The following is a 17,716-nucleotide window of genomic DNA, read 5'->3' on the forward strand; positions in this document are numbered from 1 at the left end:
GCGCAGCCGTACGTACCGCCGTCAGCTCGCCGCGTCTTCCCTGCGGACCGACAGCAGGTCCTCCAGCTGCTCCTCGCGCGCCTGAGCGGCCACGAACAGCAGCTCGTCGCCCGCCTCCAGGGTCTCCTCCTGGCCGGGAGTGAGCACGCGCGAACCGCGGATGATCGTGACCAGCGAGGTGTCCTCGGGCCATGCCACATCGCTGACCTGCGTGCCGGCCAGCGCCGACTCCGGCGGAAGCGTCAGCTCGACGAGGTTGGCGTCGCCGTGGCTGAAGCGGAGCAGCCGTACGAGATCGCCCACGCTCACCGCCTCCTCGACCAGCGCCGACATCAGACGCGGTGTGGAGACCGCGACATCGACGCCCCAGGCCTCTGTGAACAGCCACTCGTTCTTGGGGTTGTTGACGCGGGCGACGACCCGCGGCACGCCGTACTCGGTCTTCGCGAGCAGCGAGACGACCAGGTTGACCTTGTCGTCACCGGTCGCCGCGATCACCACGTTGCAGCGCTGGAGCGCCGCCTCGTCGAGCGAGGTGATCTCGCAGGCGTCGGCCAGCAGCCACTCGGCGAGCGGCACGCGCTCCACCGAGATGGCGGTCGGCGCCTTGTCGATGAGAAGGACCTCGTGTCCGTTCTCCAGCAGCTCGCCCGCGATGGAACGTCCCACCGCGCCGGCGCCGGCAATAGCGACCCTCATGCGTGACCGCCTTCCTCGGGACCCTGCGCGCAGGCCGCCTCGACCTTCGCGATCTCGTCCGTACGCATCATCACGTGGATGAGGTCGCCCTCCTGGAGCACCGTCTGGGAAGTCGGCAGTACGGCCTCGCCCAGCCGGGTGAGGAAGGCGACGCGTACGCCCGTCTCCTCCTGAAGCTGGCTGATCTTGTGGCCGATCCAGGCGGGAGAGGTGTGCACCTCGGCGAGCTGCACACCGCCGCTCGGGTCGCGCCACAGCGGCTCGGCCCCGGAGGGCAGCAGCCGGCGCATCATCTGGTCGGCGGTCCAGCGGACCGTGGCGACGGTCGGGATGCCCAGACGCTGGTAGACCTCGGCGCGGCGCGGGTCGTAGATACGGGCCGCGACGTTCTCGATGGCGAACATCTCGCGGGCCACCCGGGCCGCGATGATGTTCGAGTTGTCGCCGCTGCTCACCGCCGCGAACGCGCCGGCGTCCTCGATGCCCGCCTCGCGGAGGGTGTCCTGGTCGAAGCCGACCCCGGTGACCCTGCGGCCACCGAAACCGGACCCCAGGCGGCGGAAGGCCGTGGGGTCCTGGTCGATGACCGCGACCGTATGCCCCTGTTGCTCAAGGTTCTGCGCGAGAGCGGCTCCCACGCGCCCGCAGCCCATGATGACGACGTGCATCGTCCCGTTACCCCGCACTCCTGGTCGCCCCGCTGACCCGCACAAACACCCTGCTCACATCTTCCTTCTCGGCTCACCGGGGGAGGCGCGGGCACCAGTGCCCGGTACTGCCTCGCCCCTGTCTTCGTCCACCGTAGCGGCAACGCCGAACGCGCCATCGATCACCTCAGGCATCTCCGGGTTCATTCAGGGGTGCGCGAGGTGGTTCGCGGGTGGTTCACGTGGCGGACTTGTGGCGGACCGGGAAGTTTCCGCAGCCAAGAGGGGTGGTGGGTGGGCGGTGTCCTTTTCGAACGCTTACGATCCTCTGCGTGTCCAAACTGACCGACGTGCCCAAACGGATCCTGATCGGCCGGGCGCTGCGCAGCGACAAGCTGGGAGAAACTCTCCTCCCTAAGCGCATCGCACTTCCCGTCTTCGCCTCCGACCCGCTCTCGTCCGTGGCGTACGCACCCGGAGAAGTGCTCCTGGTGCTCTCCATCGCGGGCGTGTCGGCGTACCACTTCAGCCCGTGGATCGCGGTCGCTGTCGTGGTGCTGATGTTCACCGTGGTGGCCTCGTACCGCCAGAACGTGCGCGCGTACCCGAGCGGAGGCGGCGACTACGAGGTCGCCAACACCAACCTCGGTCCCAAGGCGGGCCTGACCGTCGCCAGCGCCCTGCTCGTCGACTACGTCCTCACGGTCGCCGTCTCGATCTCGTCGGGCGTGGAGAACCTCGGTTCGGCGATCCCCTTCGTCGTCGAGAACAAGGTGACGTGCGCCATCGGCATCATCGTGCTGCTGACGCTCATGAACCTGCGCGGTGTGCGGGAGTCGGGCAAGCTCTTCGCGATCCCGACGTACGTCTTCGTGGCGGGCGTCTTCATCATGATCGCCTGGGGCGCCTACCGCGGAATCGTCGCGGGCGAGACCATGCACGCCCCGACCTCCGACTTCGAGATCAAGGCCGAGCACCAGGGCCTGGCGGGCTTCGCCCTCGTCTTCCTGCTGCTGCGGGCCTTCTCCTCCGGCTGTGCGGCGCTCACGGGCGTCGAGGCGATCAGCAACGGTGTGCCCGCCTTCCGCAAGCCCAAGAGCAAGAACGCCGCGACGACGCTGGCCCTGATGGGCGGACTGGCCGTCACGATGTTCTGCGGCATCATCGGTCTCGCCATGGCCACCGACGTGAAGATGGCCGAGAACCCGGAGCACGACCTGCTCCACAACGGCACCGCCGTCGGCGCGGACTACGTCCAGGACCCGGTGATCTCGCAGGTCGCGGCCGCCGTCTTCGGTGACGGTACGTTCTTCTTCGTGCTGCTCGCGGCGGCCACCGCGCTCGTTCTGTTCCTGGCCGCGAACACGGCGTACAACGGCTTCCCGCTGCTCGGCTCGATCCTCGCGCAGGACCGCTACCTGCCGCGCCAGCTGCACACCCGCGGCGACCGCCTCGCCTTCTCCAACGGCATCGTGCTGCTGGCGGGCGCGGCCATCCTGCTCGTGTGGATCTACGGCGCCGACTCGACCCGGCTCATCCAGCTGTACATCGTCGGCGTCTTCGTCTCCTTCACGCTCAGCCAGATCGGCATGGTGCGGCACTGGAACCGCCACCTGCGGACGGAGAAGGACAAGGCCAAGCGCGGCCGCATGGTCCGCTCGCGGGCGATCAACACCTTCGGCGCGTTCTTCACGGGCCTGGTGCTCGTCGTCGTACTGGCCACGAAGTTCACGCACGGCGCCTGGGTAGCGCTGCTCGGCATGGTGATCTTCTACGGGACGATGACCGCGATCCGTAAGCACTACGACCGCGTCTCCGAGGAGATCGCGGCCGACGAGGGTCCGTCCGACGACAGCGTCCGGCCGTCCCGGGTCCACTCCATCGTCCTGGTCTCCAAGGTCCACAAACCGACGCTGCGGGCGCTCGCCTTCGCGAAGCTGACGCGCTCGGACAAGCTGGAGGCGCTCAGCATCAGCGTCGACCAGGCGGAGACGAAGGCGCTCAAGGAGGAGTGGGAGCGGCGCGGGATCAATGTGCCGCTGAAGATCCTCGATTCGCCGTACCGCGAGATCACGCGGCCGATCATCGATTACGTGAAGGGGCTGCGGCGGGAGAGCCCGCGGGACGCGATCAGCGTCTACATCCCGGAGTACGTGGTGGGCCACTGGTACGAGCACCTCCTCCACAACCAGAGCGCGCTGCGGCTCAAGGGCCGGCTGCTGTTCACGCCGGGTGTGATGGTGACCTCGGTGCCGTACCAGCTCCAGTCCTCGGAGCTCGCGAAGGAGCGGGCGAAGAAGCGCCAGGAGTGGAACGCGCCCGGTGCGGTGCGGCGCGGTCCGGTGGACGACCGCCGCCCGAAGGAGCCGACCGGCAAGCGCTGACGTCTCTCCCGACTTCGCTGTGGTGAACGGCCGGACGACACCCACGTAGACTGGTGGGCTGAAGTCCGGCCGTACCCCTTTGATCTCTGGAGCCACCCCGTCATGCAGTCAGAATCCAAGGAAACGGCCGACAACTCTCTGGTCGGTACCGAGTACGAGGTCGAGGTCGGCCCCGTCGCCCACGGCGGCCACTGCATCGCCCGTACCGACGAGGGCCGGGTGCTGTTCGTACGGCACGCGCTTCCCGGCGAGAAGATCCGCGCCCGCGTGACGGACGGCGGGGAGACCTCGCGCTACCTGCGCGCCGACGCCATCGAGGTCATAGACGCGTCGAAGGACCGCATCGAGGCGCCGTGCCCGTACGCCGGTCCCGGCATGTGCGGTGGCTGCGACTGGCAGCACGCCAAGCCGGGCGCGCAGCGGCGCCTGAAGGGCGAGGTCATCGCCGAGCAGCTCATGCGCCTCGCCGGCCTCACGCCGGAGGAGGCGGGCTGGGACGGCACCGTCATGCCGGCTCCGGGCGACAAGCTGCCCCAGGGCGAGGTGCCCGCGTGGCGCACGCGCGTGCAGTACGCCGTCGACCCCGACGGCCGGGCCGGACTGCGCAAGCACCGCTCGCACGACGTACAGCCGATCGACCACTGCCTGATCGCCGCGCCGGGCGTCAGCGAGCTCGGCATCGAGAAGCAGGACTGGCCCCAGATGGCGTCGGTCGAGGCGATCGCGGCCACCGGCTCGAACGACCGCCAGGTGGTCCTCACCCCGCGACCGGGCGGCCGCCTGCCCCTCGTCGAACTCGACAAGCCGGTCTCTGTCCTCCGCGTGGAGGAGAAGGACGGCGGAGTGCACCGGGTGCACGGCCGCGCCTTCGTGCGCGAGCGGGCGGACGGGCGTACGTACCGCGTCGGCATGGGCGGCTTCTGGCAGGTCCACCCGCAGGGCCCGGACCTCCTGATCAAGGCCGTCATGCAGGGCCTGATGCCGAGGAAGGGCGAGTCGGCGCTCGACCTGTACTGCGGCGTGGGCCTGTTCGCGGGTGCGATCGCCGAGCGCATCGGCGACAAGGGCGCGGTGCTCGGCATCGAGACCTCGAAGCGCGCCGTCGAGGACGCCAGGCACAACCTCCAGGACATGGAGTACGTACGCATCGAGCAGGGCAAGGTCGAGCAGGTACTGCCGCGCACGGGCATCACCGAGACCGACCTGATCGTCCTCGACCCGCCGCGCGCGGGCGCGGGCAAGCAGACGGTGAAGCACCTGGCCTCCCTGGGCGCCCGCCGCATCGCGTACGTGGCCTGCGACCCGGCGGCGCTGGCGCGGGACCTGGCGTACTTCGCGGACAACGGATACAAGGTGCGCACGCTGCGGGCGTTCGACCTGTTTCCGATGACGCATCACGTGGAGTGCGTGGCGATTCTGGAGCCGACGAAGAAGGACGCCTGACCTGCGGCTCTATTCGATGTGCAGCGAGTCCGGCCCTGGTGCACGCGTGAAAATGATCATTGGGTCCTGGCGGTCAAGTGGTCTCGGTCTGGCTTGATTTCGCCGATACTCTTCCCTCATTAGGATGTCGACCGGCTCACGCGTCGACATGGGGGGAATATGTCAATGATTGCCACAGAAAGACCGAATGGCACCTCTGTTGTGGCAGGAGAGCTCCCTGCCCTCACCACTCTGAACTCAGCCTCGGAAATCAACGCCTACATCGAGAACCTGGCCGAAGCCGCTACCACGGAGATCGTGTCCGCGCAGCCCGGGTGGACGCGGTCGCCGGAGGCGCTGGACCAGGCCAGGGCCAAGACCGGGGAGTGTCTGGCTCGTGGTGTGCGGATACGGACCATCTATCAGCACGCGGCCCGGTTCAACGAGCCGATGAAGGAGTACGTCCGCTGCGTCACCGAACTCGGCGGTGAGTTCCGGACCGTCGCCGACTCGCACTTCGACCGGATGGTGATCATCGATCGCAAGGTCGCGGTCATCTCCACGTCCGGCGACCACGCCTCGGCCAGCGCCGTCACCGACCCCGGCGTCGTCGGCTTCCTCCTGGACCTCTACGAGCGGGCCTGGTCGCACGGCAAAATGTTCAACCTGACCGGGCCGCGGGCCGCCTCCAGCGAGGTGGTGCCCGAGATCCGGTCAAGGATCAGGAACCTGCTCATGGCCGGCCACAGCGGCGCCTACATCGCGCGACGCGTCGGGTTGCGCAAGCGTGCCTACGACAATCACGTGGCCGCCATCAAGGCCGAACTGGGTGCGACGAACCTGGTTCAGCTGGGAGTCCTCCTCGCCCAGGACACCCAGCTGAACGGAAAGGGCGTCAGCTAGGAGAGGGCGGTGGGCTGGACGGAGCCGTCCAGCAAGTCGGCCGCCGCCAACCGGCTGACGAAGAGTGCTGTCTTCGCGGCTCCGCCGCTGCCACCGGCGAAGGTGTACAGCGCGGTGCCGGGCTCCACCTGCCGCAGCACGGCGCCCGGTTGCTCGTAGTAGCAGTCCAGCGCCGGCACGGTCCTTGCCCCGACGGCGAGCCCGCGCGCGGTGCCCGAGCCCGGCAGCCGCTGCTCCGCCACTGACCGCAGGGCCTCGGTGAAGCGATCGCGTACCTCGGTGGCGGCGGGGTCGATGTCCCACAGATCCGTGGGAACGCCGATCATGCCGCCACCGGGCGCCGGCCGCCCGTAGAGGCCGGAGGTCTCGTCCATGAGGACCCCCAGCCCGGCCGGCCAGCCGGTACACCAGGTGTACTGGATCTGTTTGGTCCGGTAGCCGTCGGCGCTGAGTCCGCTGCGGGCGAGCAGCGTCGGCGTCCAAGGTCCGGTCGCCAGCACCACCGCGTCGTACCGGACCTCAGGGCCGTCGTTCGCGGGCCGCACCGTCAGTGCGGTAGCGACCGAGGCGACCTCCCGCCGCAGCACCCGGACCCGATCGGCGGGCAGATGTGTCAGAACGCCGTCGCGCAGCCGGTCGGGGAAGAGGTAACCGGCATGCGTTTCGACGATGCCCCAGCTGCCCTCCGGCAGCCCGCCGAGGGAGTACCGGCGGGACAGGTCGGTCCTGTCCACCAGCTCCACGTGACCCGGCAGCAAGTCCTCCACCGCGGCCAGGGCCGCGGTCGTGTCCGCCGCGGCGGGCTGCACCACCACCGAACCGACCTCGTGATACCCGGACCAGTCGCACAGGGTGGGGCTGGAGCGCAGCTCGGCGAGACTGCGGGCGGCAAGCACGCTGTCCGCCGCTGTTCCGGCGTACGCCCGGACCATTCCGCCGGAATGGCTGGTGGCGTCCGTGTCGCGCTCCCGGTGGCCGCCGACCCACAGGTCGACCTGGCAGTCGGCTTCCGGCGTGGTGGCCAGCCGCCAGGCGAGCAGCGTCCCCAGCAGACCGCCGCCCACCACAGCGATACGCATTAGCCCCCCCTTTCCGGCCGGTGCCGTGCGGGTGAAGTCCATGATCCAGTTGAGCTCCCAGGTGGCGCCGCCGTCCGCCGAGAACGACTGCTGCCAGCGGGCGGAATCCGGGCCGCAGTCCGACCACACGAACCGCACCCGCACCGGGGTGCCCTCGTGCTCGTCCTCGCCCTCGAACCGGCCGACTCCGTCGGTGAACCGGCCGACCACGGGCGGGAAGAGCTTGCCTTCCGCGCTGGTCGCCCAGTTCAGCGACCACTCGTCGTGCTCCGAGTCGTACAGCCGCAGTGTCAGGCCGTACAGGTCCGCCGTGGGGTAGTGGATCTCCTCGATGTTGGCCCCGCCGCCGAACAGCGGCCGGATGACCGCCTTGGAGCCGAACTCCTCCCAGTCGTCGGCGCCCGCCAGGCGGGTCTTGAGCCGGCGGTTGGCGACGGTCCACTCGCCGTGCAGGAAGTGGAAGTCGTCAGCGGCCATCGCGCACGCTCTTGACCAGTGCGACGAGGTCGCCGATCGTGCGCTGGGAGTGCAGCGCACGCAGGTCGATCTCGATGCCGAACGAACCCTCCAGGGCGACCAGCGCCTCCAGGGTGGTGAGGCTGTCCCAGTTGTACGTACCGAGCAGCGGCTCTTCGCGCAGTTGCCCGGGCGTAGTGGAAAGCACTCCGCTGATGATCTCTACGACCTGGACGGACGTCTCGTCGGTCAGGTCCGCGGTGGTGGTCATCCGTTGCCTTCTTCCTTGTTTGCCACGAGGTCGGTGAAAGTGATCCATGCGGGTGCCGTGCGCGGCAGCTCGGCGAGCTCACGCGCGTATGCGCGGCTGCCGTCGCCCTCCTGCGCCGCCGGGAGCAGGCCCGCTCTCTCCCAGGTGTCGGCGGCCACCGCGTTCTTCGCCGACGGCACGAACGAGGCAGTCACCCGCTCGGCGCCGGCCGCGGCGGCCTGCTGGAACAGCCAGTCGGATATGGCCAGTTCGACGCCCCGGCCCAGGACCCGGCAGCTCAGCACCAGGTTCAGCACCCGCCACTCGCGGGCGCCGCACTCGACCCAGGCCGCACCGACGATGCCTTCGTCGCCGAACCGGTCGGACACCGAGAACGAGGCGACCAGGTGGTCCTGACCGTCGCGCATCGCGGCCGTGGCGACCTCGTCGTAGCGGATGCCCGTGAGGTTGAACTGATTGGTCCGCGCCGCGAGTTGCGCGATCCGGCCGGTGGTGTAAGCGGTGGCGGGGGCCGCCGTCAGCCGGATGTCCAGCGCCGCGAGGTAGTCGTCGGAGGAGCTGAACGCGCCCTTGTACTCGCTGCGCAGCGCCCGCGACCGGTACATACCGGGGCGCTGCTGGTCGGCCTCGGTCAGTTCCAGGACGTCGAACCAGCCGTGACGCAGCAGGCTTTCAGCCAGGTGGGCCGGGTCACCGTCGGCTGCCACGACCGCCACCTCGGGCAGCTCGGCGTGCACATGTTCACGCTCGTACGGGGAATCGTCCATGAAGACGAAGGACTCGATTCCCAGGCCCAGTGAGCCGGCCGCCCGGCGCAGGTTCTCCGCCTTCGCGTCCCAGTTGGCGGCGAGTACGGAGAACGACTCGGGCCGCAGCTTCATCTCGGGGTGGCCGGTGATCGCCTCGTCCACCAGGTCCGCGTCGTTCTTGCTGGCCAGGACCAGGACCACGCCCTGGTCGCGCAGGCCCGCCGCGGCCTGCTGAAGCGCGCTGTACGCCTTGCCCGGGTAGAGTCCGCCGAGCTGCAGGCCGTGCGCGCCGACCTCGCCGAGGACCCCGCCCCACAGTGTGTTGTCGGCGTCCAGGGCCAGTACTTTGCGCGAAAGCCCGGCCCGCGCCTGGAGCACCCTGCGGGTCTCCTGGGCGAGCAGCAGCAGGGCGGCGTCGGTGTACGGCATGTCCGCGAAGGCGTGCAGCCGGTTGTCCCGGGCGCGGGTCGGCTGGAGGGCCAGCAGGCCCGCCAAGTCCAGGGCGACCAGCTGCGGGTCCTCGGCGGCCAGCCCCAGCAGGCCGGCATTGAGCCGGTGCCAGGCCTGGGCCAGGACGGCCCGGTCACGAACCGAGATGAACGCGTCCCGGACCGTGCGTGACAGCGGAACGGTGTGGACGACCAGGGTGGCCGCGGTCCCGCCGGCCGCCGTGCCGAGCAGCCCGCGCAGGTCGGCCGTCCGGGCCTCGATGTGCGCGACGACGTCCTTGACGGCCATGCGCTGCGGGGCCGGAGGCAGGAAGAACTCCTCCGACAGCAGGCACAGCACTCCGTCGGGGTCGTGCTCGCCCCGGAAGGAGCCCAGCGTCAGCTCCATCTCGAAGCGGCCGTACTCGCCGGTCTCGATCGTGGGACCCAGCCCGGCGCCCACGAGGGTGGCGCGCAGGAGGTCGGGCAGGGCACCGAGTGTGCCGGTGCCCAGCACCGCGAGCCGCACCGGGCGCAGACCCGGCGCGTCGGAGTCGAGGGGCTTGAGGGCGGAGCCGAGCCGGCGCAGCAGCGCCGGGTCGTCCAGCGCGGCGATAGCGAGCCGCGTGGCGGGCTCCGGCGCCCGGCCCTCGGCGACCGCGCTCCGGACGGCGGCCGTCAGATGCGTGGAATCCATGGTCATGTGGTCCTTGAGGGTCCTGAGAGGGGGTCGACGTGCGGAAGGGGTACGGGGCAGATCCGGACGAGGGTGCAGTACCAGCGCATGCCGATGGCGATGCCGCACAGTGCGACCAGGTCGCCCTTCTTCAGTTCGCCGCGCTCGAGGTGTTCGCCGAGTGAGACCAGCTGGTCGGCGGCGCCCATGTGGCCATGCACGGCCGCCAGTTCGGCATTGGTGCGCTCCACCGGGATCCCCAGAGCGTCGGCCATCTCCCGCATGGACGCCTGGCCGTCGTTGATGTAGATCACCCGCGCCAGGTCGGCGCGATCCACCCCGGCCTTCCGGCAGGCGTCGTCGACCACGTCGACGACCCGCTGCTCCAGATCGTGCACGAAGGCCATCAGCCGCTTGGGGTCGCGGTCGAAGTGGGTCTGCACGCGCAGCAGGCCGCTCGGAGCGGTCAGGCTGTTCCAGCTCAGCGGCGGCAGCGGGGAGACGCTGCCGCCGTACTCGCTGCGGAAGAAGTCACACAGGTCCGGGTCGGTGGTCTGCGACGTTGCCAGCCACCGGTTGTCCTCGTAACCGCGCTTGAGAATGACGGCGACCGCGGCATCGCTGTGCACGGAATTGTTCACGGTCATGCGGTTGCGATGGAATTCACTGGTGCGGTTGACCGCGACAAAGAGCACATTGTCCAGCTCGGGCTGAATGGCAAGCTGGCCCGCGATGATTCCCAGGCCGGTCACGCCCGAGGCGCATCCCTCATTGAGTAGCAGCGTCTGCACGAGCGGGGTCCGCAGTTCGCGGGCCAGGGCGGCGGAAGAGTCCCAGTGCGGGTACTCGGGGTGGTCGGAAGTGGCGTACACGACGAGGCCGAGCTCGTCGGCGGCCATGCCGGCCCGCTTGAGCGCGTCCTCGGCGGCCTGTGTGGCCAGTTCGACCGCGTGCACGTCCTTCGGCGCCCGGTGGAAGGTGGTGTATCCCCACCCGATGATCCGCTCCGGGTCCGGTACGAAGTCGGCCGCCACGTCGGCAACGACCTGCGTCTCACCGAAAGCGTAGCCGAATTCGGCTATTCCGAAATCCATTTGAGGTCTCCTGCTCAGGGGCACATGCCGTCGCAGCGAGTCTGGGCAATGTGCCGGGCCCGGCACAACCGCGCCGATGGTGCAAGTTGTTGTGGTGCACCTTTATGCAGGATGAGAAGTGCGGCTGATCGCGGCAACCGGCCGGCGGGCGGGAAAAGTTGCAGCTTTGGGGAAGGGCGGGAGGCCCCTAGTCTCGGGTGGATCCCCCGGATCCCCATATTTTCCTTCCGAATTCGTCCGTGATTCCCCGACGGATCCCGGCATTACGAGAGGTTCTATTCCATGGACCGCGTGTCCCTGACGAAGGAGTACCTGGCCGAGGTCGCCGCAAGCGGCGCCACCGCGGCCGAACTCGTGGGCTCACAGCCCGAGTCCAAGCTCCTGAACGGGCTGTACCAGGGCCGGTATCTCTCCCGCCCGCTGTTCCTCGGCCACCAGGAGCAGACTCGGCTCGCCGCCGACCTGGAGAACATGCGGACCGCTCTGGTCAGCCTCCCCGACCGGCTCTTCGGCGGTGACCTGGCCGCCTTCGCCCGCGCCGTGGGCATGACCGACCTGCAGGTCTCCGCCATCCTGCGCAGCCGCGGCGCCTCCGTCACCCGCCAGGCCCGCGCCGACATGTACGCCGACGCGACCGGCATGCGGCTGCTGGAATTCAACATGGGCAGCACCCTCGGCGGCATGGACAACGCCGACATGTGCCGGGCCCTGCTCGACCACCCGGTGCTGGCCGACTACGCGGAGCGCCGCGGTCTCACCTACGTGGACACCATGCGCGAGCAGGTCAACAACATGTTCGTGGAGTCCGGCTTCGAGCCCGGCTCCCGCCCGGTGGTCGCGCTGACCGACTGGCCGAGCAGCTTCGAGAACCTGGCCCCGTACATGGAGCAGTTCTGCGAGCGCTGGCAGGCCATGGGCCTGGATGCCCACCCCTGCCACATCGGGCAGCTGGACGTCCGCGACGGCGCGGTCTGGCTCGGCGCGCGCCGCGTCGACATCATCTCCCGCATGTTCCTCATCGAGGACCTGTTGGAGTCCGGCGAGGCGCCGAGCCTGATGGATCCGGTCCTGGACGCCGCCCACCGCGGAGAGGTGAAGATCTTCACTCCGATGGACTCGGAGCTGTTCGCCAGCAAGGGCGCCCTCGCGATGCTCTCCGACGAGGCCAACCGCGGCCTGTTCACCGAGGCGGAACTGGCCAGCCTGGACCGGATTCTCCCGTGGACCCGGATGGTCCGCCGCGGCGAGGTCACCCTGGAGGACGGCGAGCGAGTCGACCTGGTCGAGTACGCCCTCGCCCACCAGGAGGACCTGGCGCTCAAGCCGACTCTGCTGCACGGCGGCCACGGCGTTCTGCTCGGCTGGTCGGACGATGTGTCCCCCGAGCTGTGGCGCGAGCAGCTCACCGGCGCGCTCGACGGCCCGTACGTCATCCAGCGCAGGGTGGTTCCCGAGCCCGAGCTGTTCCCCGACGCCGAGGGGCAGCTCCGTCAATGGACCGTCGCCTGGGGTGTGTTCACCGTGGTCAACGGCTATGGCGGCGCGATGGCGCGGGCCACCACCGTCGAGTCCGGCGAGGGCGTGGTGAACGTCGCCAACGGTGCGCACGCCGGTGCCGTCCTGCACGAGGCCGCCCCGGCAGCGGCCGCCGTGGAGGAGTGATGCACTCCGCGTCACAGCCGGCGGCATCCGGCGCGGCCGACGCGGTCCTGGGTCCGGTACTGAGCGCTCTCGCGGTGATCCTGGTGGTGGCGTTCCTCTGCGGCCGGCTGGCCGAACGCCGGCGCCAGCCCGCTGTGATGGGGGAGATCGTGGCGGGGGTGGCACTCGGGCCGAGCCTGCTCGGGCTGCTTCCCGGCGATCCGGTGCAGCTGCTGTTCCCGGCGGAGGCGCGCCCCTACCTCCAGGTCCTGGCACAGGTGGGGCTGGTCCTGTTCATGTTCGGGGTCGGCCACCGCTTCGACGTGGCGCATCTGCGGGGTACGGGCCGTCAGGTCGCCGCGGTCTCCCTCGGCTCGGTTGTGCTGCCCTTCGTTCTCGGCGGCGGCACGGCTGTCGCGCTGTACGCGTGGAGCCGGCCCGTGGCGGCCGACGGGCGGTCGCCGGGGCTGCTGGCCTTCGCGCTCTTCCTGGGCACCGCCATGTCCATCACAGCCTTCCCGGTGCTGGCCCGGATCATCGCGGACCGCGGTCTGTACCGGGACAAGGTGGGCGCCATGTCACTGGCCTGCGCGGCTCTCCAGGACCTCGTCGCCTGGTGCGTGCTGGCCCTGGTCGTGGTGGTGGCGGGCGCCGGGGACGCGTGGTCGCTCGCAAGGATGATGGGCTGGTCGGCGCTGCTGCTGGTGGCCCTGGTGTACGTCGTACGGCCCGCGCTGCGACTGCTGCTGGCATCCGGCCGGCGCTGGGGCGGCAACAGTGGGATGGGGCAGGCGGTACTGGTGGCCGGGGCGCTCCTGAGCGCCTGGGCCACTCACGAGGTGGGCCTGCACGCCGTGTTCGGGGCCTTCGCCTTCGGCGCGGTCGTACCGAAAGCCGACGCGCTGCGGGGCGAGGCCGGCGCGGTCACCGGCTGGCGCGTCCACCTCACCGACGGCACTGCCCTGACCTGCCGGGACCTGGTCGTCGGCGCGGGCCGTGACGCCCACGTCCCCGAGGTCTTCCAGGGCCTGCCGAAGGACCGGGTCATCCACAGCACCCGCTTCACCGAGGGGCTCGCCACCCTCGGCGAACAGCGCACCCGCCGGATCGCGGTCATCGGCGCCGCGCAGAGCGCCGCGGAGATGCTGTGGACCTCGCACCAGAGCTTCCCGGACGCCGAGTGCACCATGATCATGCGGTCGATCGGGCTGAACTCGTACGAGAGCAGCAAGTTCACCAACGAGATCTTCTACTCGTCGTTCGTGGACGAGTTCTACGCCGCCTCCGCCCCCGCCCGCGAGCAGCTGCTGCGTGAAATGCACCGCACCAACTACGCGGGCCTGGCCCCCGGGATGCTGGACACGCTCTACCGGCAGACCTATGTGGAGAAGCTGACCGGCGACGAGCGCCTGCGCCTGATCACCATGACCGATGTGACCGCCGCCGCGCTCGACGGGAACGACGTTGTCCTGACCCTCTCCAACCGCCGTACCGGCGAGGTGTCCGAGCACCGTTGCGACACCGTGATGCTCGGCACCGGGTTCGAGCCCGGCATGCCGTGGCTGGTCCGCGAGTTGAGCCGGTCCGCCGGGCTCAAGGGCACCGAGGACATCGCCGTGGACCGCAACTACCGGCTCGTGCTGCCCGACGGCAGCACGGGCACCTGCCACCTCCAAGGCGTCAACGAGGCCACCCACGGCATCGCCGACTCGCTGCTGAGCGTGCTCGCCGCGCGGGCCGGCGACATCGTCACCGACCTGCTGGCCGTGCGCGCGGAGCGCTCCGCCGACCGCCCCGACGCAGAAATCCCCGCCGCCCAGGTCGCCTGACCCGAGGAGAACACGCACACATGAAGACCATGGAGATCCACCCGCTCGACCGCGCCGGCCTCAAGTCCGACAACGGCCTCGCCGCTCAGCGGCTGATGCCCTGGCCGCTGCTGAACGCCCCCTTCGAGGGCTCGTGGTGCGGTCGTGCGCCCGGGTGCCGAGTCCGGGGCCCACGCCCACCATGAGTACGAGATCTGGATCGCGGTCAGCGGCTTCGCCGAACTCCTCGTGGACGGCGAGTACATCCCGTTCACCAAGGGCGACATCGTCCACTTCGTACCCGGCCAGAGGCACCAGGTGCTGAACCGGGGCGACGAGGACTTCGAGATGTACGCCGTGTGGTGGGACGCCGACCTGGCCCGGGCGTTCGGTGAGCGTCACACCCGCACCGGGGTCGGGCAGGCCGCACAGGCCGAGGCGACTGGAGCTGCCGGATGAGCACCGGCACCGGACGCCCGGTCATCCTGATCGCCGCCACCCCCACCCCCAACGGCGACCTGCACGTCGGCCATCTGGCCGGTCCCTACCTCTCCGCCGACATCTACGCCCGCCGTCAGCGTGCCCTGGGTCGCCAGGTCACGCTGACCACCTGTACCGACGACAGCCAGAGCTATGTCGTCGCCAGCGCACGCCGCAACGGCACCACCCCCGCGGAGCTGGTCGCCGGCGCCACCTCCGCCATCGAGAAGTCGCTGTACGCGATGGGCATCTCGATGGACGGCCTGCCGCCCATCGACGACAACTACCGGGCCACCGTCCTGGAGTTCGTGCAGCGCCTTCACGACGACGGCCGGCTCCGGCTGCGTACCGTACAGCTGCCCTACGCCGAAACCACCGGACAGTTCCTGTACGACGGCCTGGTCGGCGGCGAATGCCCCGTCTGTCTGGTGCCCAGCAGCGCGGGCGCCTGCGAGGGCTGCGGACACCCCAACAACTTCACCGACCTGCTCCGCCCGTACAACGTCCTCAACCCCGACGAGCCGGTCAGCCACCGCGAGTGCGTCATCTGGGTGCTGCCCGCCGAGGAGTACCGCGCAAGCATCGAGGAGCACTTCGACCGCGTCAGCCCGCTGTGGCGGCCTCCCGCCGCACAGCTCGTCCGGGAGATCATGGCCCGCCCCCTGCCCGACATCCCCATCACGGTGCCGGGGGAGTGGGGCATCGAGGCCCCGTTCGCCGAAACACCCGGCCAGATCCTCTACCCGTGGATCGAGGCCATGCCCGCCTCCATGTACGCCACGTGGTGGGCGGCAGGGCAGCAGGGGGACCGGCGCGAGGAGACCGACGCGCACTGGCGCGCCGACACCGGAGCCGAACTCGTCTATTTCCACGGCTTCGACAACGTCTTCCACTGGGGCCTGCTGGACCTGGTGATGCTGCTTGCGCACGGCGACCGCTACATCACCCCGGCGAGCAACGTGTGCAACCAGTTCTACGAGCTCGACCACGCCAAGTTCTCCACTTCACGCCGGCACCTCATCAACAGCACCGAGCTGCTGCGGGACGCCCCGCGCGACGTGGCCCGCTTCTTCCTCGCGCTCACCGCACCCGAGTACCAGCGCACCAACTTCGACGCGCGGAACTTCCGGGCCCTGGTCGACGAGCGGCTCACCACCCCGTGGAACCGGCTCGCGGTCGCCCTGGACACGCTGACCGCCGCTGCCGGCCGTGCCGCTGCGGAAACGCCGCTGGAGACCAGCCCCGAGGGCCGCCGCCGCGCGGCCGCCGTCGCCGAACGGTTCACTGTGGCGTACGCGCTGCCCACGTTCAGCCCGGCCATGGCCGCGGACATCGTGGTGCAGCAGGTGGCCCGGCTGCTGATGGTGGCCGAGGCCGCCGTCGCCGGGGCCGACGAGGAAGGTGCGTACGCCGGACTCGGCGACCTGCTGGCGCAGGTCGCGGCCGTCCTCACCGGCGGCGCGCCGATTCTCGTCGACGCCGCCGACCAAGCGCGCGACCAGGGCCTCGCCCTGGACCCGGCGGCCGCGCCCCCGGAGACGATCGCCGCCTTCGCCCTGCCCCGCCTGGACTGAGCCCAGCCCCCCTCCGCATCCGGAATGAGAAACTGCAGATGACCACCATGCTTGCCGGCGCCCCGCCGCACGGGGCCCGGCCCGCCGCGTACCGAAGGACCGAGCGGCTGTTGCTGCCCGCGGTCTTCGTCACCAACCTCGGCAACAACATCCAGCTCATCGCCTCCTCCCTGCTGATCTACAAGGACTTGGGAACCACCCTGTCCGTCGGCTGGGTGTACGTCCTGGTGGCCCTGCCCCAGGTGCTGCTGTCCGTCCTCTTCGGCCGCTGGGCCGACCGCTTCGACCGTCGCACCCTGTGCGTCGTGACCGACATTCTCAGCACGCTCACCGCGGCCTTCCTGCCGCTGTGGCTCCTGTTCGGCGGCGACGGCAGCAGCGCCGCGTACGGGGTGAACCTCGTGCTCGCCGTCCTGTCGGCCCTCTTCATGCCGGCCAGCCTCGCCCTGGTGAAGGAGCGGGTGCCGGAGGAGCGGCTCGGCAACTTCAACGCCAACTACGAATTCGCCTTCCAGGGCGGCACGATGCTCTCCGGCGTGCTCGGCGGCTTCGCCGTCCAGTTCTTCGGCGCCACCCCGCTGTTCCTCTTCAACGCCCTGACGTTCGCCGCCTCCGCGCTGCTGCTCTTCTCCCTGGGCCGCAAGCCGGCGGCCACCGCCACGGCCGGGGCCGCCGCGGAGAGAGAGCCCACCGACGGGAGCTCGACCGGGAGCGCCGAGCCGGCGACCGAAACCGTGCCCGAGCCCGCCACCCCGGCCGCCCCCGCCGGCCCGGTGCTCCGCCTCGGCTTGCTCTTCAGTGTCGGCAGCGTCATCGTCACCGTCGCCAACACCCTGCTGCTGGTCGTGGTCATCGACCGGTTCCACAAGGGCGCCGCCACCCTCGGCATCGCCGACGCGCTCGCCTGCACCGGCATGCTGGCCGGGATCGCCCTCTACAAGCGGATCAAGGACCGGGTCGACTACCGGCTGCTGATCCTGGCCGGCTACGGCATCTGCGCGGGCCTTGCCTTCATCCAGCCGTACGCCCTGGCAACGCTGTTGCCAGGCGTCTTCCTCGCGGGCATGACGTTCGTCTTCGGCCGGCTGCCCTCCCGCACCGAACTGATGCGCAACGTCGCCGACGAGCGCAGCGGCCGGGTCTTCGGCGCGGCCAACGGCTTCGGCCTCGCCCTCAGCCTCGTTCTGACCCTGGTCGTGGCCTACGTCTGCGACCGCTTCGGGATCATCCAGGGCTACGCCACCCTCGCGGCCTTCGGCACCCTCGCGACCGTGGTGTGCGTCGGCAGCCTGTACGTCCGCCCCCACTCCCTCCGGTCGACGACCGGCGCAGTAGCGAAGGGTTCCACGTCGTGAAGCTCCTGACCATCGAGACCCGCCAGTACCTGACGTACTACCACTCCCGC

15 protein-coding genes are annotated in these 17,716 nt (G+C 70.0%); 9 read left to right on the forward strand and 6 right to left on the reverse strand.

Annotated elements, in window-relative coordinates; genetic code table 11:
- Nucleotides 1–21 precede the first annotated feature (21 nt).
- Together J7E89_RS13090 and J7E89_RS13095 are read right to left on the reverse strand one after the other, a co-directional pair.
- Entirely contained in the window at nt 22–699 is a 678-nt protein-coding gene (locus tag J7E89_RS13090; protein WP_214972985.1) for a TrkA family potassium uptake protein, read from the reverse strand.
- Nucleotides 696–1,367: a TrkA family potassium uptake protein gene (locus tag J7E89_RS13095; RefSeq protein ID WP_214972987.1), complete on the reverse strand. Its 672-nt coding sequence runs from the start codon at nt 1,365–1,367 to the stop codon at nt 696–698. Before J7E89_RS13095 ends, J7E89_RS13090 begins: the two co-directional genes overlap by 4 nt.
- Nucleotides 1,368–1,678: 311 nt before the next feature.
- Here J7E89_RS13095 and J7E89_RS13100 point away from each other — a divergent pair, with 311 nt between their 5' ends.
- From J7E89_RS13100 to J7E89_RS13110, 3 genes are all read left to right on the forward strand, one after another.
- Complete coding sequence (locus J7E89_RS13100; protein ID WP_214972989.1) at nt 1,679–3,730, forward strand: APC family permease; 2,052 nt, start codon at nt 1,679–1,681, stop codon at nt 3,728–3,730.
- Nucleotides 3,731–3,832: 102 nt separating this feature from the next.
- Complete coding sequence (locus tag J7E89_RS13105) at nt 3,833–5,173, forward strand: class I SAM-dependent RNA methyltransferase (RefSeq protein ID WP_214972991.1); 1,341 nt, start codon at nt 3,833–3,835, stop codon at nt 5,171–5,173.
- 201 nt (nt 5,174–5,374) lie between these two features.
- On the forward strand, nt 5,375–6,055 hold the full coding sequence (locus J7E89_RS13110) for a hypothetical protein (protein ID WP_214972992.1): 681 nt from the start codon (nt 5,375–5,377) through the stop codon (nt 6,053–6,055).
- Here the strand turns inward: J7E89_RS13110 and J7E89_RS13115 are convergent.
- Genes J7E89_RS13115 through J7E89_RS13130 form a run of 4 tightly spaced genes read right to left on the reverse strand, consistent with a single transcriptional unit; the run spans nt 6,052 to nt 10,808 of the window.
- A complete protein-coding gene (locus J7E89_RS13115; RefSeq protein ID WP_214972993.1) occupies nt 6,052–7,611 on the reverse strand; it encodes an FAD-dependent oxidoreductase in 1,560 nt (519 codons plus the stop codon). The genes J7E89_RS13110 and J7E89_RS13115 overlap by 4 nt on opposite strands.
- Nucleotides 7,601–7,861: an acyl carrier protein gene (locus J7E89_RS13120; RefSeq protein ID WP_214972994.1), complete on the reverse strand. Its 261-nt coding sequence runs from the start codon at nt 7,859–7,861 to the stop codon at nt 7,601–7,603. The genes J7E89_RS13115 and J7E89_RS13120 overlap by 11 nt, the downstream gene beginning before the upstream one ends.
- On the reverse strand, nt 7,858–9,741 hold the full coding sequence (locus J7E89_RS13125) for an HAD family hydrolase (protein WP_214972995.1): 1,884 nt from the start codon (nt 9,739–9,741) through the stop codon (nt 7,858–7,860). Before J7E89_RS13125 ends, J7E89_RS13120 begins: the two co-directional genes overlap by 4 nt.
- Nucleotides 9,738–10,808: a 3-oxoacyl-ACP synthase III family protein gene (locus J7E89_RS13130; protein ID WP_214972998.1), complete on the reverse strand. Its 1,071-nt coding sequence runs from the start codon at nt 10,806–10,808 to the stop codon at nt 9,738–9,740. The genes J7E89_RS13125 and J7E89_RS13130 overlap by 4 nt, the downstream gene beginning before the upstream one ends.
- A 282-nt stretch (nt 10,809–11,090) precedes the next feature.
- Between J7E89_RS13130 and J7E89_RS13135 the strand changes: the two genes are divergently transcribed.
- From J7E89_RS13135 to J7E89_RS13155, 6 genes are read left to right on the forward strand one after another with little or no spacing between them, the layout of a single operon-like run.
- A complete protein-coding gene (locus tag J7E89_RS13135; RefSeq protein ID WP_214973000.1) occupies nt 11,091–12,470 on the forward strand; it encodes a hypothetical protein in 1,380 nt (459 codons plus the stop codon).
- A complete protein-coding gene (locus J7E89_RS40805; RefSeq protein WP_251060473.1) occupies nt 12,470–14,278 on the forward strand; it encodes a SidA/IucD/PvdA family monooxygenase in 1,809 nt (602 codons plus the stop codon). Before J7E89_RS13135 ends, J7E89_RS40805 begins: the two co-directional genes overlap by 1 nt.
- A gap of 20 nt (nt 14,279–14,298) precedes the next feature.
- Nucleotides 14,299–14,463, forward strand: coding sequence for a hypothetical protein (locus J7E89_RS42050; RefSeq protein ID WP_308315453.1), 165 nt, complete (start codon nt 14,299–14,301; stop codon nt 14,461–14,463).
- Entirely contained in the window at nt 14,423–14,716 is a 294-nt protein-coding gene (locus tag J7E89_RS13145) for a cupin domain-containing protein (RefSeq protein WP_308315454.1), read from the forward strand. The genes J7E89_RS42050 and J7E89_RS13145 overlap by 41 nt, the downstream gene beginning before the upstream one ends.
- Nucleotides 14,713–16,311 (forward strand): class I tRNA ligase family protein, encoded by a 1,599-nt coding sequence (locus J7E89_RS13150; RefSeq protein ID WP_214973002.1) that lies wholly within the window; start codon nt 14,713–14,715, stop codon nt 16,309–16,311. The genes J7E89_RS13145 and J7E89_RS13150 overlap by 4 nt, the downstream gene beginning before the upstream one ends.
- Nucleotides 16,312–16,349: 38 nt before the next feature.
- Nucleotides 16,350–17,666, forward strand: a complete 1,317-nt coding sequence (locus tag J7E89_RS13155) for an MFS transporter (protein ID WP_214973004.1) — start codon at nt 16,350–16,352, stop codon at nt 17,664–17,666.
- The last annotated feature ends 50 nt before the right edge of the window (nt 17,667–17,716 follow it).

Origin of the sequence: Streptomyces sp. ISL-100 (assembly GCF_018614615.1) — a bacterium.
Lineage (GTDB): Bacteria > Actinomycetota > Actinomycetes > Streptomycetales > Streptomycetaceae > Streptomyces.

Coding starts and splice junctions, on each gene's coding strand:
- J7E89_RS13150 (WP_214973002.1), top strand. CDS start 14,713: ATGAGCACCGGCACCGGACGCCCGGTCATCCTGATCGCCGCCACCCCC.
- J7E89_RS13120 (WP_214972994.1), bottom strand. CDS start 7,861: ATGACCACCACCGCGGACCTGACCGACGAGACGTCCGTCCAGGTCGTA.
- J7E89_RS13105 (WP_214972991.1), top strand. CDS start 3,833: ATGCAGTCAGAATCCAAGGAAACGGCCGACAACTCTCTGGTCGGTACC.
- J7E89_RS40805 (WP_251060473.1), top strand. CDS start 12,470: ATGCACTCCGCGTCACAGCCGGCGGCATCCGGCGCGGCCGACGCGGTC.
- J7E89_RS13090 (WP_214972985.1), bottom strand. CDS start 699: ATGAGGGTCGCTATTGCCGGCGCCGGCGCGGTGGGACGTTCCATCGCG.
- J7E89_RS42050 (WP_308315453.1), top strand. CDS start 14,299: ATGAAGACCATGGAGATCCACCCGCTCGACCGCGCCGGCCTCAAGTCC.
- J7E89_RS13155 (WP_214973004.1), top strand. CDS start 16,350: ATGACCACCATGCTTGCCGGCGCCCCGCCGCACGGGGCCCGGCCCGCC.
- J7E89_RS13095 (WP_214972987.1), bottom strand. CDS start 1,367: ATGCACGTCGTCATCATGGGCTGCGGGCGCGTGGGAGCCGCTCTCGCG.
- J7E89_RS13115 (WP_214972993.1), bottom strand. CDS start 7,611: ATGGCCGCTGACGACTTCCACTTCCTGCACGGCGAGTGGACCGTCGCC.
- J7E89_RS13130 (WP_214972998.1), bottom strand. CDS start 10,808: ATGGATTTCGGAATAGCCGAATTCGGCTACGCTTTCGGTGAGACGCAG.
- J7E89_RS13125 (WP_214972995.1), bottom strand. CDS start 9,741: ATGACCATGGATTCCACGCATCTGACGGCCGCCGTCCGGAGCGCGGTC.
- J7E89_RS13135 (WP_214973000.1), top strand. CDS start 11,091: ATGGACCGCGTGTCCCTGACGAAGGAGTACCTGGCCGAGGTCGCCGCA.